Origin of the sequence: Desulfotruncus alcoholivorax DSM 16058 (assembly GCF_000430885.1) — a bacterium.
Classification (GTDB): Bacteria; Bacillota; Desulfotomaculia; order Desulfotomaculales; family Desulfallaceae; genus Desulfotruncus; species Desulfotruncus alcoholivorax.
Window position 1 is genome coordinate 135474 of record NZ_KE387267.1, and the last position, 13890, is coordinate 149363.

At 44.1% G+C, this 13890-nt stretch carries 17 protein-coding genes and 1 rRNA gene; 6 read left to right on the plus strand and 12 right to left on the minus strand.

Features of this window, described 5'->3' with window-relative positions; genetic code table 11:
- Position 1: 1 nt before the first annotated feature.
- From H569_RS0118705 to H569_RS0118730, 6 genes are all read right to left on the minus strand, one after another.
- Positions 2 to 316 carry a hypothetical protein gene (locus tag H569_RS0118705; RefSeq protein WP_027366226.1) on the minus strand — a complete coding sequence of 105 codons (315 nt, stop codon included), beginning with the start codon at positions 314 to 316 and terminating at the stop codon, positions 2 to 4.
- Positions 317 to 319: 3 nt separating this feature from the next.
- Positions 320 to 583 (minus strand): hypothetical protein, encoded by a 264-nt coding sequence (locus tag H569_RS0118710; RefSeq protein WP_027366227.1) that lies wholly within the window; start codon positions 581 to 583, stop codon positions 320 to 322.
- An 18-nt stretch (positions 584 to 601) separates the two neighbouring features.
- A complete protein-coding gene (locus H569_RS0118715) occupies positions 602 to 784 on the minus strand; it encodes a hypothetical protein (protein WP_027366228.1) in 183 nt (60 codons plus the stop codon).
- The gene (locus H569_RS0118720; protein ID WP_027366229.1) at positions 759 to 3512 is read right to left on the minus strand and encodes a dynamin family protein; all 2754 of its coding nucleotides are present in this window, start codon (positions 3510 to 3512) and stop codon (positions 759 to 761) included. The genes H569_RS0118715 and H569_RS0118720 overlap by 26 nt, the downstream gene beginning before the upstream one ends.
- Before the next feature lie 189 nt (positions 3513 to 3701).
- Positions 3702 to 4655, minus strand: a complete 954-nt coding sequence (locus tag H569_RS0118725; protein WP_027366230.1) for a putative PEP-binding protein — start codon at positions 4653 to 4655, stop codon at positions 3702 to 3704.
- Between the two features lie 33 nt (positions 4656 to 4688).
- The gene (locus H569_RS0118730; protein WP_051273772.1) at positions 4689 to 5387 is read right to left on the minus strand and encodes a hypothetical protein; all 699 of its coding nucleotides are present in this window, start codon (positions 5385 to 5387) and stop codon (positions 4689 to 4691) included.
- Positions 5388 to 5469: 82 nt separating this feature from the next.
- On the opposite strand from H569_RS0118730, the gene murJ reads away from it, so the two are divergent.
- Both murJ and H569_RS0118740 read left to right on the plus strand, forming a co-directional pair.
- Positions 5470 to 6996, plus strand: a complete 1527-nt coding sequence (gene murJ / locus H569_RS0118735; protein WP_081411116.1) for a murein biosynthesis integral membrane protein MurJ — start codon at positions 5470 to 5472, stop codon at positions 6994 to 6996.
- Between the two features lie 72 nt (positions 6997 to 7068).
- Positions 7069 to 7362 (plus strand): ArsR/SmtB family transcription factor, encoded by a 294-nt coding sequence (locus H569_RS0118740; protein ID WP_027366233.1) that lies wholly within the window; start codon positions 7069 to 7071, stop codon positions 7360 to 7362.
- Positions 7363 to 7404: 42 nt separating this feature from the next.
- Here H569_RS0118740 and H569_RS0118745 read toward each other — a convergent pair whose 3' ends face one another.
- The 4 genes from H569_RS0118745 to H569_RS0118760 form a co-directional block, all read right to left on the minus strand.
- Positions 7405 to 8373 carry a TIGR01212 family radical SAM protein gene (locus H569_RS0118745; protein ID WP_027366234.1) on the minus strand — a complete coding sequence of 323 codons (969 nt, stop codon included), beginning with the start codon at positions 8371 to 8373 and terminating at the stop codon, positions 7405 to 7407.
- A gap of 221 nt (positions 8374 to 8594) precedes the next feature.
- On the minus strand, positions 8595 to 9692 hold the full coding sequence (gene gap, locus H569_RS0118750) for a type I glyceraldehyde-3-phosphate dehydrogenase (protein ID WP_027366235.1): 1098 nt from the start codon (positions 9690 to 9692) through the stop codon (positions 8595 to 8597).
- Positions 9693 to 9794: 102 nt separating this feature from the next.
- Entirely contained in the window at positions 9795 to 9986 is a 192-nt protein-coding gene (locus H569_RS21100) for a Lin0512 family protein (protein WP_034631412.1), read from the minus strand.
- A 53-nt stretch (positions 9987 to 10039) separates the two neighbouring features.
- Positions 10040 to 10324 carry a DUF6506 family protein gene (locus H569_RS0118760; RefSeq protein ID WP_081411117.1) on the minus strand — a complete coding sequence of 95 codons (285 nt, stop codon included), beginning with the start codon at positions 10322 to 10324 and terminating at the stop codon, positions 10040 to 10042.
- Positions 10325 to 10329: 5 nt separating this feature from the next.
- On the opposite strand from H569_RS0118760, the gene H569_RS0118765 reads away from it, so the two are divergent.
- The gene (locus H569_RS0118765; protein WP_027366237.1) at positions 10330 to 10524 is read left to right on the plus strand and encodes a zinc-binding dehydrogenase; all 195 of its coding nucleotides are present in this window, start codon (positions 10330 to 10332) and stop codon (positions 10522 to 10524) included.
- 81 nt (positions 10525 to 10605) lie between these two features.
- Here the strand turns inward: H569_RS0118765 and H569_RS22950 are convergent, their stop codons facing one another.
- Both H569_RS22950 and H569_RS23775 read right to left on the minus strand, forming a co-directional pair.
- Positions 10606 to 10743, minus strand: a complete 138-nt coding sequence (locus tag H569_RS22950) for a hypothetical protein (protein ID WP_207637589.1) — start codon at positions 10741 to 10743, stop codon at positions 10606 to 10608.
- Positions 10736 to 10810 carry a 4Fe-4S binding protein gene (locus H569_RS23775; protein WP_081411122.1) on the minus strand — a complete coding sequence of 25 codons (75 nt, stop codon included), beginning with the start codon at positions 10808 to 10810 and terminating at the stop codon, positions 10736 to 10738. Before H569_RS23775 ends, H569_RS22950 begins: the two co-directional genes overlap by 8 nt.
- 585 nt (positions 10811 to 11395) lie before the next feature.
- Here H569_RS23775 and H569_RS0118775 point away from each other — a divergent pair.
- From H569_RS0118775 to H569_RS0118785, 3 genes are all read left to right on the plus strand, one after another.
- A complete protein-coding gene (locus tag H569_RS0118775) occupies positions 11396 to 12634 on the plus strand; it encodes an SEC-C metal-binding domain-containing protein (RefSeq protein WP_027366238.1) in 1239 nt (412 codons plus the stop codon).
- A gap of 255 nt (positions 12635 to 12889) precedes the next feature.
- Entirely contained in the window at positions 12890 to 13303 is a 414-nt protein-coding gene (gene paaI / locus H569_RS0118780) for a hydroxyphenylacetyl-CoA thioesterase PaaI (protein ID WP_027366239.1), read from the plus strand.
- Positions 13304 to 13624: 321 nt separating this feature from the next.
- A 16S ribosomal RNA gene (locus H569_RS0118785) occupies positions 13625 to 13890 on the plus strand; the annotation flags it as partial.

Sequence of the window (13890 nt, forward strand, 5' to 3'; positions counted from 1 at the left end):
ATCAGTACCAGGTAAAAAGCACAACCAAAGTGGTTACTACCCCCAGTACAGTGACCAGGGATAGTGCTGAGCAAATTCGAAAAAATTTTTTAACAATTACCAATTCCGCTTCCAGTCTGGCAAATTTTTCTTCTGCTTCAGTCCTGATTTTTTCCACATCAGAATTCATGGCATTTTGGAGCAGGGCGATATTAGACTCCAAAGCTTTAAACTTTGTTTCCACCGGTATTAGCAGACCTTTTCTAAGCGAATGAGCAAGTGACCTGGTAAGTTCAGGCTGGTCCGGTTCTTGCGCCAGTTCATAAAGTTTGGCCAACTTTTACACCTCCCCGGAGGCCTGGTTAATGGCGTCCCTGATCGCCGATAACACCAAAAGCGGGATTTCTTCTACTTTCTTTTCCAGTTGATCTACCCGTTCCTTTAATTCTTCAATGCCGGCCTGGTCCTGTATTTTAATATCTTCCATTAACGCCAGCAAACGGGAGTTTTCATTGAGCACCGGCTGGATAAACTTAAGTTTTAGATTGACTAAAATATCTGATAAAATATCCTGCAATTCATCGTTGTTCTTAATAGCTGCCATATTAATACCTCCCCGTGATTATATTTTTTTTAAGGCCCTGTTCAGGGTCATCAGGAACTGTTTTAATTCATTCAGGTTATTTTGTTCGACTTTTTGGACCAGGTCCTCTACAAGGTGCTGCTTCATTTCCCTGCCCGTGCTGTCACTAACTTCCTTAATTATTTTGCGCAGCCTGTCATCCAACGCTCTGGCGTTTTCCATCACTGCTCCCTCCCGGGGTTAGAATATTTTTCTCAAACATTCTTAATTCACTGAGGTATTTGTTTATAGTTGCGGTTAGCTCGGGGTTGGTTATTCCATTACCAGCTTGTTGTTCCGGTCTTAATTTATTGGACTGCAGGTCTTTAAGCTGCATGATGGCATGGTTTAATGCATCACAGATTCGTTCCTCGTTCTCATTTAGTAAATTGAGAATGGACTGACGGGCTTTTTCTATACCGGTTTTTTTGTTTCCGGTTAAAAGGTCCAAGCATTTTTTAAAACTTTGCACGTCCAGCTCAGGTGGTTGTGGCAAGACAGGTTTCAATGACTTCAGGTTTGTGTTGATGTCATCCGCCAGGTCAAGGTAGGAGGGGACGGCTTTATGCCTCCGTGAAAGACCCAGGAAACCTTTTTTGACAGTTTTTTTGCCATCCCTAAAACCAATCACGTCTTCCATAGTTGCAAAGGTGTTGATTCTTTCTCGCCATAGTGAAAATTTTTCCCGGGTTGCATTTAAAAGCTTAAGGCAATCCGTTTCTCCCGCCGGCGTGATAGGTTCATCCACCTGTATTAGAGAGTTTAGTGTCCTTTGGGCTTCATTTAGATAACTTATAAAATTATCTTGACGGCGGGATTGCCATATCTGCTCTTTCAATTGGTTGACCAGGTGCCCAAAGCGTATTATCTCACGCCCTTTTAATGCTTCAAGTGCTGAAATAAAATGAATCCTGTAAGATAAAACCGGATTTAAATTGGTTTTTAAGTAATTGAGCACTTTCTCTTTCTCACGGGCGTTTAAAGTATCGGCAAAGTTAACAATGATAAAAATTTTGCGACCTAGTTCAGCCTTGTCAAGCAGTTTAGTTATGCATTCTATCACGCCCATATCGGGCTTGGTCAAGACGCTTTTGCCATTTAGGAAGATTAAAAAACAATCTGATGAAGGGAGATAGTGATTGGTGATCTCTCTGTGCCGGTGATAAACAGAATCAAGCCCTGGTGAATCTACAAAGTCGGCAGTTTTAAAGATAATTGCCGGGTGCGTAATCTCAATTAATTCAACACGTAAGGCAAGGTATGATCCGGCCAGTTTAGCAAGCGCAATACGGTCGGACTCTTGATTAAGGTTGAGTTCTACATTGTCCGCGCGGTTAAAGTAGACCTCAAAATAATCCGTTAAATTGGTACCGTTAAATTTCCGCAGCGGTATTTTTTTAAAAAGGGTTTTCCAGGGGCGCCTGGCTCCTTTAAACTCTCTTTTTACCCGGGCAAAAGTTTGCTTGAGTTGCTCAATTTCTTGCAGTAATTCTTGAGCTGCAATTTCAGTTGCAATCCCTTTTTGTATTTTTTTAAGCATTTTTATTTCTTTAATTAAATCGGGATCAATCAACCAGCGTTCAAGAATGGCAAGTTCGTGTCTGCAGATTAAAACTTGATTGTCTTCTTTAAAGTGAGTGGGGATAACCACTTGTTGAGCATACTTGATTACCGCCTTCTTTTTGCTGCCGTGTACAATTCTGGTTATTGCAAAAGTGGTTGGACGGTTTTCCGCCGGCAGCAGTGCTTCGCCCATCAAGGCATTGAAAAAGGTTGTCTTGCCGCTGGAAAATCCCCCGGCGGCAGTAACCAGGTATTTCTCCCGCTCCAATTTACCTGCTATTAAACCGAGTTCCTTAACGGTTTTAGTGAAAGGTTGCAATGCAGGTTCTGAACTAATTTGGTGAATTAAGTCGATGAAGCTATTTCTTATTTCAGCCGGGTTCGGTGCCTCGTTAACTTTGTATATCACCGGGGTATTACTGATAATGCCGGTATATGTTACTGGTTTGGCCACTAAATTTTTTACCTCTTGTGAAACAAGAGGGATGGATTTAATGATGCTCTGACCCTGGATAACCTGCCTGGAGTATTCCCTGGCTTCCCAAAATTTTGATAAAAATAATGAGTCGCAGCTTTCACGCAGGGACGCTTCAGTGATCTCCGGGATTCGTTTGTCCAGTTCTTTGAATTCTTCCGTCAACTTGGTTATTAACCAGGTGCCGGTTATTTCTTCAAGATAAAGACGAAAATTTTCCACGTCGGCCTGTATTGCCGTATCGATAAGGTTCACCTGTATCTCGCCGCAGCATATTTCTCTCAGTACCTGCCGTGCCTCCTCCAACGAACTGCCATCGCACTGACCGAGATTGCAATTGATCCAAAAAGACAAATCACCGGGTCTCTTTGTTTCCAGTAAAGCTTGTATCGCTTTGCGGTCTACTTCACCCGGCCCGCGCTGGTGAAATAAATAAACAATGTGATCGATTTCCTCTAAATTTTCGGGAAAATCAACAGGACCTGTAACAGCGTCAATTCCCGGCGTATCCATAAGCTGCATTTTCTTTAACAGTTCATGATCAAGCTGGATTTCTAACCGCGATATTTTCTTTTCTTTAAAATCCTTGTTTATAAGAAGCCTTGACAGTTCCCGTTCTGTTAAAACCGCAACCTCCCGGCTGGCAAAATACACCCGGGCCAGAAAACGCCGGCCATAACTGAATAAAATATAGGTGGACGTAGCGGGGATTACGTCTACGGGAGAAATCTCCTGTCCCAGTAAATTGTTGATTAGCGTAGATTTACCGGTGTTGTAAGGCCCCATGAAGGCAATTACCGGCGCTTCCCGGGGCGATGCGTAATCTCTCCGCAGCTTTTCCATCTTGGTCAGGTAATTATTGATGTTTTGCATTATCAAAACCCCCGTATAGGAAAATAAAAGATGTCCAAGTTCCCCTGTTGAAGTATATTAATAGCACCAGGTTGATATGACCGGATCCCATTTTTAAGTGCCGTAATTTGGGACAAAAAAAAGCCCGCTACCAAGCGCAGGCTTTATGCAGAAGATTAATATCTTTGGCTACTGGAAAGTATTATGAATTTATTTTAGTAACCGGGGCAGGCTTTCTTCGGCATACTGCTTTATTTCTTCGGGAAACCGGAAGGACATGGCTTTTGACGCCACCAGTTTGGCTTTTGGAACGGTTAGGCGGGAAATAACCTGCCTGGCCCGCTCAATTTGTCCCGGTGCCATAATTAATTCATTGACACCCATAGATATCAAGATTGGTACTGCCGCTGGTTCGCCAGCCAGTGGTGATTCAACGCTGACGGATTTTTTCCTTTTGCGCACTTCCTCCGCCAGGTTGGCAATTTGAAAAAGAAAAGAAGGTGCGTATTCGTGTATCAGGTTACTGCCGTAACCTTCATTATCTATAGCCAGTGTGTAGTTTTTTAAGTTCTCACTGATATTAAAAAAAGATACCTCAAAGGACAAAACCTGGGCCAAAACTATAGCAGCGGGTATTTCTACCTCAATTCCTATTTCCATATATGAATCATATTCAATGTTTTTTTCATTTAGCTCTCTTTGCACACCATCTATTAATGCTTTAACTTTAAGTATTTCTGATACATCGGAAACCATGGGAAGGAGCAAGCGAAAATTTCTTGACACGCTGGCCCTGGCCAGAGCCCTAATTTGGGTTTTTAGAATTTCCGGTAACTCCAACCCAAGCCGTACACCGCGGCATTGTTCCGGCAGCCCGAGATTGTTCAAGGCAGGCACTTGAGAGGGTTTTAAATTAAGGGTTCTGACCGTTACCGGGCGGTTATCCATGATCTGGCTTACCTTCTTAAAAATCCTATATTGTTCCTCTTCAGAAGGCAAATCAGCATTATTACAATACATGAAATCGGTACTGAACAGGCCTAGCCCATCTGCGCCCGAATCTGCGGCTGCTTCAACTTCTTCCAGTGAATAGGCGGAAGTGTTTACCTTAATGATATAACCATCAGCGGTATGGGTTTGTGATTGATTTTCTGGTCCATGCAATTTATTTCACCCTTTGTTTGATGTCCGGTATATTTAATCTAAACTTTTCATCTCATTATACACTTGTTTTTTAACCACGCGAAAGAAATCATCGATATCGTTTTCTATATAACCGGCAGCCAGCTCAATTAAACGGGCCACCTTGGGAATATTAATATTAATTTTGTGCCGGATAAACATTTGAAAGTTGTATTTTTGAGCCAGGGACATTGGTGTGGCTTTGGACGTTTCGATATAACCGGTAAAGCCTGAGAGCCTGGATTTTAGATGGCGCTCACTGCTACCTGTCAAACCAGGCAGTATTTCACCCAGCTTGGCGATTAGATCCTCATTACCGAACGCCTGGCGAATCGTGTTCCCGTAGTTGCCCAGGGAACTGACCCGTAATTCGATGCCCATTTCAACAATATTATGGGCTTTCCACCACCCCATTTGTGGGGGGATGTTACAAGCTTCAATGGTTTCATCAACCAGCAGCCGGCCTTTTTCAAAGCAATAACCGCGCTCGAAACCGGAATATTTTTCATCACCAAAGTAGTCCAATCCTTTGGGGGCAATACCATGTGAAATGGCACCCAGGGCTAAGTCCGTCATTTCACTGTCTTTACCAAATACCTGCCACAACTCATGGCCGATACTGTGGGCTTGGATATGGTTAAAATTTGAGCTGATGATCATATCAGGCAGCAGGCTGCCCAGGGTTATGGCGTCGGATGATCTATTTAATACCATCTCTGCAAAATATACATGAGTTTGCGGAAATATGGCAATCTCCCCCCTTGCAAACCATTAAAAGAAACATTATTCTTAGAATATGTCAGCGAAGACCTTTTTTAAAGCATCATCTGTTCTTTTAATGTTATTTGTGGCCAGCCGGGTAGTGGGCTTTGTCCGCGAGCAGGTAATAGCCGCACTTTTAGGGACGTCGGCGCAGTCCGACGCTTTTGTTGTAGCTGTAACAATACCATTCACATTCTCAACTATTATCGGCGTTTCTGCCGGCAATGCATTTCTTCCTGTTTACACAGCGCGCATTCAAGGGCGGAACGGGACACGCCTGGGGTCTACGGTATTTTATCTGATTGGCGCCTTTGTTGCCGCGTTAACTATTTTAGGGTATATATTTACCCCACAAGTTATAGACTTGCTGGCTCCGGGTTTTGTTGGTGAGTCCAGACACCTGGCGCTGTTATGCACCAGGATCATGCTGCCGTCGACTTTCTTCCTTACTATGGGTTTCCTGGCCAAGGCGGCGCTTAATGCACACAGGGAATTTGCCGTTCCCGCGGCTGCTCCGGTCTGGCAGAACGTTTTATTTCTGGCATTAATTCTCCCGTTCGGCGCAATGCAAGGCCCTGGTCTGGCCTGGTGTACGTTGGCCGGTGCGGTTTTGTTTTATCTATATAATTTGCCGGCGTTAAAAAAGTTCGGTATTCCTCTGCTGCCAAAGCTGGATTTAAATGACCCGGATGTGATTAAAGTTGTGCGGCTTACCATACCTGTTACTATCTCCACCCTTGCTTCCCGGGGCTTTGTTTTTGTTGATCGTTGGTTCGGCTCCCATTTGCCCGAGGGAAGTATAGCGGCGTTAAATTTTGCCAATCGTGTGCGCGAGCTGCCTTACGGCCTGTTTGTTACGGTAGTTTCCTCTGTGCTTTTTCCTGCCCTTGCCGCTGCGGCAAGCCGCCGGGATATGCAACAGCTCAGCGAAAGGACCGCAATGGGCCTGCGATTGGTTGCGCTGATCGCTTACCCCAGCGCAGCTATCATGCTGGCTCTACCTGAACCGCTAACCCGTCTGCTTTTTGAGCGAGGTGCCTTTGACTCTTCCGCCACTGCGGCGACCGCAACGGCCCTGGGTTTTTATTCCCTTTCCGTTGCTGCCATGTGCGCTATTTCCGTGCTTACATGTACATTTCTAAGCCTGGGCGATGCTGTTTTGCCCCTGGTGTTTGGTTTAGCCGGGTTAGCTATAAATATTGTGGCAGATTACCTGCTGGTTGGCTCGATGCGACATGCCGGCCTTGCAACTGGTAATACAGTTGGTTTTTTTATTACAGCAGTTCTTCTCCTGGTGTTTTTGTCACAGCGATTACCTGGTTTTGACTGGAAGAAGCAAGCCAAGGATCAGTTAAAAATTCTTACTGCAACCGTTGTTGCAGCATTAGTTATGCGACTGATCGGAGGGTATACCGGTTTATTCGCCGGTACCATCACTCTTACCGGGTTGTTGTTGGGTATGACAGTGGCGGTTGGTGCAGCTGGAACAATATTCATTTTCATCCTGGTATTATTCAAAGTAGAAGAAACATCATTTATCAGGCGTAGAATAATAAAATGATATTGAATAAAACATAATATTATAATATATTATTAAAAAAAGATAACAATTAGGTGCCGGGGAGTGTTAAACATGAAAGAAACAATCAATTATGAAGAGCCTGCCAGACTATTAAAGGCTCTGGCTCATCCAACCCGCCTTTGTATTGTGGCCGGATTACTTAACGATACTTGTAACGTTAACAAAATGAAAGACTGTCTGGCTTTGCCGCAATCAACGGTTTCACAGCAGTTAGCTATATTACGGGCCCAGGGTATAGTTGACGGTGTGCGGAATGGCACCGAGGTTTATTATAAAGTCACCAACGAAAAGGTTAAGGAATTAATAAAAGTGTTACTTGGTGATAAACAAGACATATTTAAGTAAACGGCTTAACCCAACTATCAATAAAAGCTGGTTAAACTCTGATTAACCGGGTGGTTGGTTCCACCTGTTTAACGCTTTTCCGTTCAGGTAATTAAATCTTTTACCCTGCCAGGTGTTTTCTTTAACTAGTTTTTTTTCCAGCTCGGTTTTGATTTTCCACCAACTGGCATCCCAGTTGCAAAACAATACCTGATTTTGGGGTCCCTTACCCACAAGGCGTTGGATGACAATACCAGGATCCAGGTATTCCAAAAAAGTAATTACCCTGCGGACATAATCCTCTAATGTGATAAGATTAAAATCCCCACGCTGGTACATATTCCCGAGTTCCGTATTGCGAACAATATAAAGAGAGTGTAATTTAACGTATTTTACACCAAGCGCTGAGACAATCTTGGCGTTTTCAATTACATCGTCATTGGTGTCCCAGGGCAGGTTTAAGATTAAATGAACACATATTTCAAACTGCCTGCGGTGGACCCGGTCTACTGCATCAATAAACTCAGCCAGGGTGTGCCCCCTGTTTATTATTTTCAAGGTATGATAATTAACTGTTTGAAGGCCCAGTTCTATGTTGATATCCAGGTTTTTTTCCTCTTTGGCTGCTGCAAGAATATCCAGGTAAGTTTCATTAATACAGTCCGGTCTTGTCGATACTGAAATCCCCACAACATCTTCCTCTGCTGCGGCAGTTTGAATATTTTGAGCAAAACGGTCCGGCGGTAAATATGTATTAGTAAAAGCCTGGAAGTAAACTATAAATTTTTGGGCACCAAATCTTTTTTTAAAATATTTTTTGTTTTCTCTGATTTGTTCTTGCACAGAAAGCGAGTTGGGCAGGGCATCAAAGCCAGATCCCTGCTCATCACAAAATATGCATCCACCTGTGCCCAGGGTGCCGTCCCGGTTTGGGCAGGTTCCTGGCAGATTAACAGGCAGTTTATACACTTTTTGGCCAAATTTTTTAATCAGGTGTTCTGAGTAAATATTGTATCTGTTTTTATTTTCCATATTAGCTCCCGCGGTTTTATGCAAATTTTATCATATTTGAAAGTTAACCTCCAATGGCATTACCTGTAACGGTAATTTTTTTATTTTAAGCAGTAATGCAATACATTAAAAGTGCATCCCGGCAGCCGCCGGCCGTAGATACTAATCTAAATTAAGCTTAAAAAAACAAGCTGCTGGCCCCAAATTAGCCAACAGCTTGTTTTTATTATTTTATTATTATGTTAGCTCTTTATTGGCGGGGCGTAAGCTGCTGTTACGCTGCGGTACATATCTGTTCTGGTAATTCCCGTCCAGGTTATTTTGGGGACATTGCCTGATTCGCGCTTGGCCATGTACATCAATAAATCTAACACCCGGCATGAATAGCCCCACTCGTTATCGTACCAGGCCAGCACTTTAACCAGGTTGCCGTCCATCACCATGGTAGAGGGAGCGTCGACTATAGATGAATGTGAGTCGCCGTAATAATCCTTGGAAACCAGCGGGGCGTCGCTGTAGGCCATAATCCCCTTTAACTCTCCCTCCGCTGCGCTGTGCAAGGCCTCATTAACTTCCTCCACAGAAGTGGCCCGTTCTACCACAGCCACAAAATCTACTACTGAAACATTGGGAGTGGGTACGCGCATGGCCAGACCGTTTAGCTTACCCTGGAGTTCAGGAATTACCAATCCCACGGCTTTAGCTGCGCCCGTGGTGGTGGGTATTATCGATACGCCGGCGGCCCGTGCCCTGCGCAGATCCTTGTGGGGGAGATCAAGGATTTGCTGGTCGTTTGTGTATGAATGTACCGTTGTCATCATGCCGTTTTTAATCTTAAATCGCTGGTGCAGCACTTTCACCACCGGCGCCAGGCAGTTGGTGGTGCAGGAGGCGTTGGATACCACATTATCTTTTTCGGGATTATAATCATTATGATTTACCCCCATAACAATTGTTGCGTCAACATTTTTGCCCGGCGCGCTTATTATGACCTTCCGGGCGCCGGCCCTCAGGTGCGCAGCGGCCTCTTCTCCCTTGGTGAAACGGCCTGTGGATTCAACAACCAAGCTAATCCCGAGGTCGCCCCATGGCAGCTGAGCCGGGTCCCTTTCAGCCAGGACACGTACCTTTTTGCCATTAACCGTGAAACTTCCTTCCTCAGCTCTAACTTCAGCGTTTAAAACACCTTGCACCGAATCATACTTTAATAAATGGGCCAGCGTTTTGGCATCGGTCAGGTCGTTTACCGCCACTACTTCGACTTCCGGATTATTCAAAGCCGCACGAAACACATTTCGTCCGATACGGCCAAAACCGTTGATTCCTATTTTAATCGTCATTAACAGACACCCCTTTCCAGTTTGAACCATTTTGTTTTAACATATTATTTGCTAACTATAGTTTGGCCGCCGGCTGGAAAGGTATGAATGCCAAATGTACGTTTATTTAAGCATGCAGTTCCACAATATCCTGATCTTGCAAAATTCTAGATCATTTAGTCCAGGTCCAACTTTACTTCCACACAGGCAGGCGTGCGATATGGCGTCTTTAACAGCTTTGCGAGCTGCGCCCGTTACATCCTGGCCGTGAAAATCAATACCGGTGCCGAATTCTATTATATATCGCTTCATCATAACGAAATAAAACCCCCACTATCGTTTTGGCTATGAGTTTGGAAAAGTTGTAGTTAAAATATTGCATCACCGCTGTTCCCATTAAGCCCTGGGTGTGCATCGAAACGTACCGCTCCTACAGCCACACCCCTGCCGGCAGCCCGGGCAGCTCTGGCTACTCCCTCGTGACCGAAACCCCCGCACAGCTCAATGGCTTTGACTCCTTCGGCGACTAACTTTATTATGGCTTCTTCGGCCGCCTGGTAGATCGAGTGGTTGCAGATGCCTGCCAAGTTTGTTGGGAGTGTGACCGTTGTAAAGAAAACCGTATAGTCTTTGTGATAAGCTTGTTGACCCATCGGAAGTGGAAGTTGTAACAAAAATTAATGAACTTACCGGTGGTGGAGCTGATGTAGTATTTGAATGTATTGGAAATGATAAAACAGGTCCTTTAGCAGTGGAGTTGGCTGGAACAGCTGGTAAAGTAGTTATTGTTGGTATCTACGAAAAAGAGAGCAGTTTCATTTTAACAGTTTATCTTTTACAGAGAAAACTGTAACGGGTTCACTGGCTTATTATGGAGAGTTTGGTCCAGCTATCGATTTAGTTGCCGACGGTCGAATCGATGTTGAGCAACTGGTTACCGGTAAAATAAACATTGATGATATTGTGGAAAAAGGGTCATGGCTATGGTGCAGGCTGCCACCACTCTATCCAGATGCATTACCTTGGCCCGGTCGGGCATTTCCCGGATCATGTAACGCATCCAGTCAACCAATGGGGCATTCCGCGACGCATATACCGTCTTTTTGGCACTTTTCCTTGTCAATAAGCAATTGATTCATCAGCGCACCCTTTCATATTTACTCATGTTCAATAGTTGTGCACGAGATGATCCGCAATCGTTCACCTGGACTTCTCACCTTCATCTTCGCCCCGGCAGGTACTTTCCTTGGTTCTTCAAGAGTAACAACACCTTGTTTTGCAAATTCCTCACAAGCCGGCCGATATGTCCGCAAAAAACAATTGCTCTATCCAAATCAGCCGGATTGGTGTATATTGGGGTTAATATTTTAGTGTCTTTACAGAGTTCTCCCTTGCTGCAAGAGTAGACCTTTTTTCGTGATAAAAGCAATCCTTTACGTACGGCAAGAACCTGCGGATAAGCACAGAGGCAAAGGCCGCATTTTACACAGCAGCCCTTTGACCCAGCTGCAACCTTATGCTGATTAGCAAAGAGCATAGGAATATTATACCATGTGAACTTGTGTTTTGTGAAACATTTAGCGCCTTACGGGCGATGCCCCCGCTTGATCGACGGCATAAGGCCGTAGATTTTTAAGGCATGGTTTTTAATATTAATGATTGATAAATTGTGGTAGATTAATTACTGTAGATAAATTATAGTAAATATAGTAAGGGGAGTACTTATGAATAATAGAATGGATGAACAAATCATGGAAGCCCTGTTGAAGGTCATGGACAAGGCAAAAGATTATAGAGCTAATGAAATGCGAAAAAAGGAGGAAAAGCTCTGGAAAGAAATAAGCGTACCTTGCCGGCTTGCGCAGATTATTAACCAACTTGCCAAGAATGAAATGGATAGTATCCGTAAAAGCTTGGGGCTGAAGAATCTCAGCGGGTTGAAAAAGCAAGATCTGGCCGGTGAGCTTATCAAGCTTATACCGGAGCAATCCCGGAATGTTTTTGTTCTTTTTGACAAAGAACGGTACCGCCTGGCTAAAAGGATTTGTGATAACAATGGCTTTATATTTGAAAGCAGTTTAACTCTTGAAAAAATTGAGTACTTTAGAGAACATGGCATCATTTTTTCCGGTTCAAAAGATGATAAAAAAATATTAACCATGCCTTTGGAAGTTTTGGAGGTATTTAGGAAAATAGATAAACCCGAGTTAAAAAAAATTGTTGACCGGAACACCGAGTGGATACGCTTATCTCACGGTTTACTGTATTATTATGGTGTCCTTAATTTTACAAAATTAGAGGATATGATTGAAAAGTTCACCGGTGCAAGACCGGATACTATTCAATACATGGAAATTTTATATGATGCTGCGCGTTATTATGGTCAAATTAAACCGAATGACGCCGGTTTCGGCTTTTGTGACGCGCGGGTCTTTGATGCCGAAATGGTTATGCAGGAGCAAAACGCGAGACCTGGTGTCGATTATTATCCATTTACCAAGGGACAGCTGATCAAAGCCGGAGAGGCGGGATTTATTGACCGGACGCCTGCGTTGAACCGCTTTATTAACTTTTTACTGCATCATTATGAAATGACCAGGGAGGAAGCTGATGAAATAGCTGAACAATGCACATATTTAATCCTTACCGACGAGAAACCGGGTGATATCATAGAGTACCTGGGAAGCCGGTTGGAATTTCCTTCTTTTGAAGTCTTGCAGCAATTGACAGGGGAAATAATGAATCTTTTCAACAATACACGAAGGTGGATATTGAAGGGACATACACCGGAAGAACTTTTCCGGGGGGAAAAGAAACATTTACAGCCGCTGCCCGCTGTCTCGTTTGTTGCGGGAGAGACAGGCGCGAAAGTAATTGACATCAGAACCCGAACCAAGGTGGGACGAAATGACCCCTGTCCTTGCGGCAGCGGAAAGAAATATAAAAACTGCTGTGGCAAGTGAGCCTGGTGGTGGGAAGGAAATATACCCATCTTACGGATAAGATAACCGGCCGAGAAATAATTTTCGATTACCGCCTTAAGTCCGGGTTTGCCAGATCGAACGGTGCTATAGATGAGATGAAGATTATTGGTATTGAGATAAAGTTAACATATCGATAGTTTTCCTTTTAACCTGTTGGTTTCATTGTATGGCTTGATTTAATCCGGCGCTGGTGCGGTAAGTATTATAGGAATAAAAAAGCTGGGAGGAATAGTGTTGGCTGGGGACGGGATTAAGTTAGATGAAGAATTAAAGGAAAGAATTAAAGATGATCCTTATCCAAATCATCTGGGAGTTAAAATAATCGAATTGGTGCCAGGTTATTCCAAGGTTTCTTTAAAAATCGAAGAGCACATGACTAACATGCACAAGATCACCCACGGTGGTGTGGTGTTTACCCTGGCCGATGTTGCCCTTGGAACTGCCAGTAACTCCAGAGGGCAAAGGGCAGTGGCCATAAATGTTAATATTAATTTCATTAAGGCCAGCAAAGTGGGTGATATACTGATAGCCACCGCCAGGGAAGAACACCTGGGACGTCGTACAGCTAGCTACAGAGTAACGGTGGAGGATGAACAGGGGAAGCTAATAGCTTCAATGCAAGGGTTGGTTTTTAGAGAGCCAAAATAGATATGCTTTTGGTAGAAATTACTTGTTGCAGGGCAAGCTACAAAGTGATATATTAATAAATGTCGCCGCGCGAGTGGCGGCGGGGAAAAGGATCACAGGACGGAAATGGCAGCGAGTCGACCAGAAAATACCGGTTGACCGCAGCCGACCGGATGTGATACTATAAAGATCCGGCCGAGAACGCCGGTTGGTCCTTGAAAACTAAACAGAGTTGAGATGCGAATGCGCGCGAGCGCAAACAAAGCAAAAAAACCTCGTCAAAGCAAAAGCTTTGAAGAGTAATTCCAAACGAGAGCAAAGATTAAACTCTTTATAAAAAAATACATGGAGAGTTTGATCCTGGCTCAGGACGAACGCTGGCGGCGTGCTTAACACATGCAAGTCGAACGGAGAATAGCAAGAAGCTTACTTTTTGCTAGACTTAGTGGCGGACGGGTGAGTAACGCGTGGATAACCTGCCTGATAGCCTGGGATAACGCCGGGAAACCGGTGCTAATACCGGATACGCTCCTAGTGCTGCATGGCATGAGGAGGAAAGGAGCAACCCGCTACCAGATGGGTCCGCGTCCCATTAGCTAGTTGGAGGG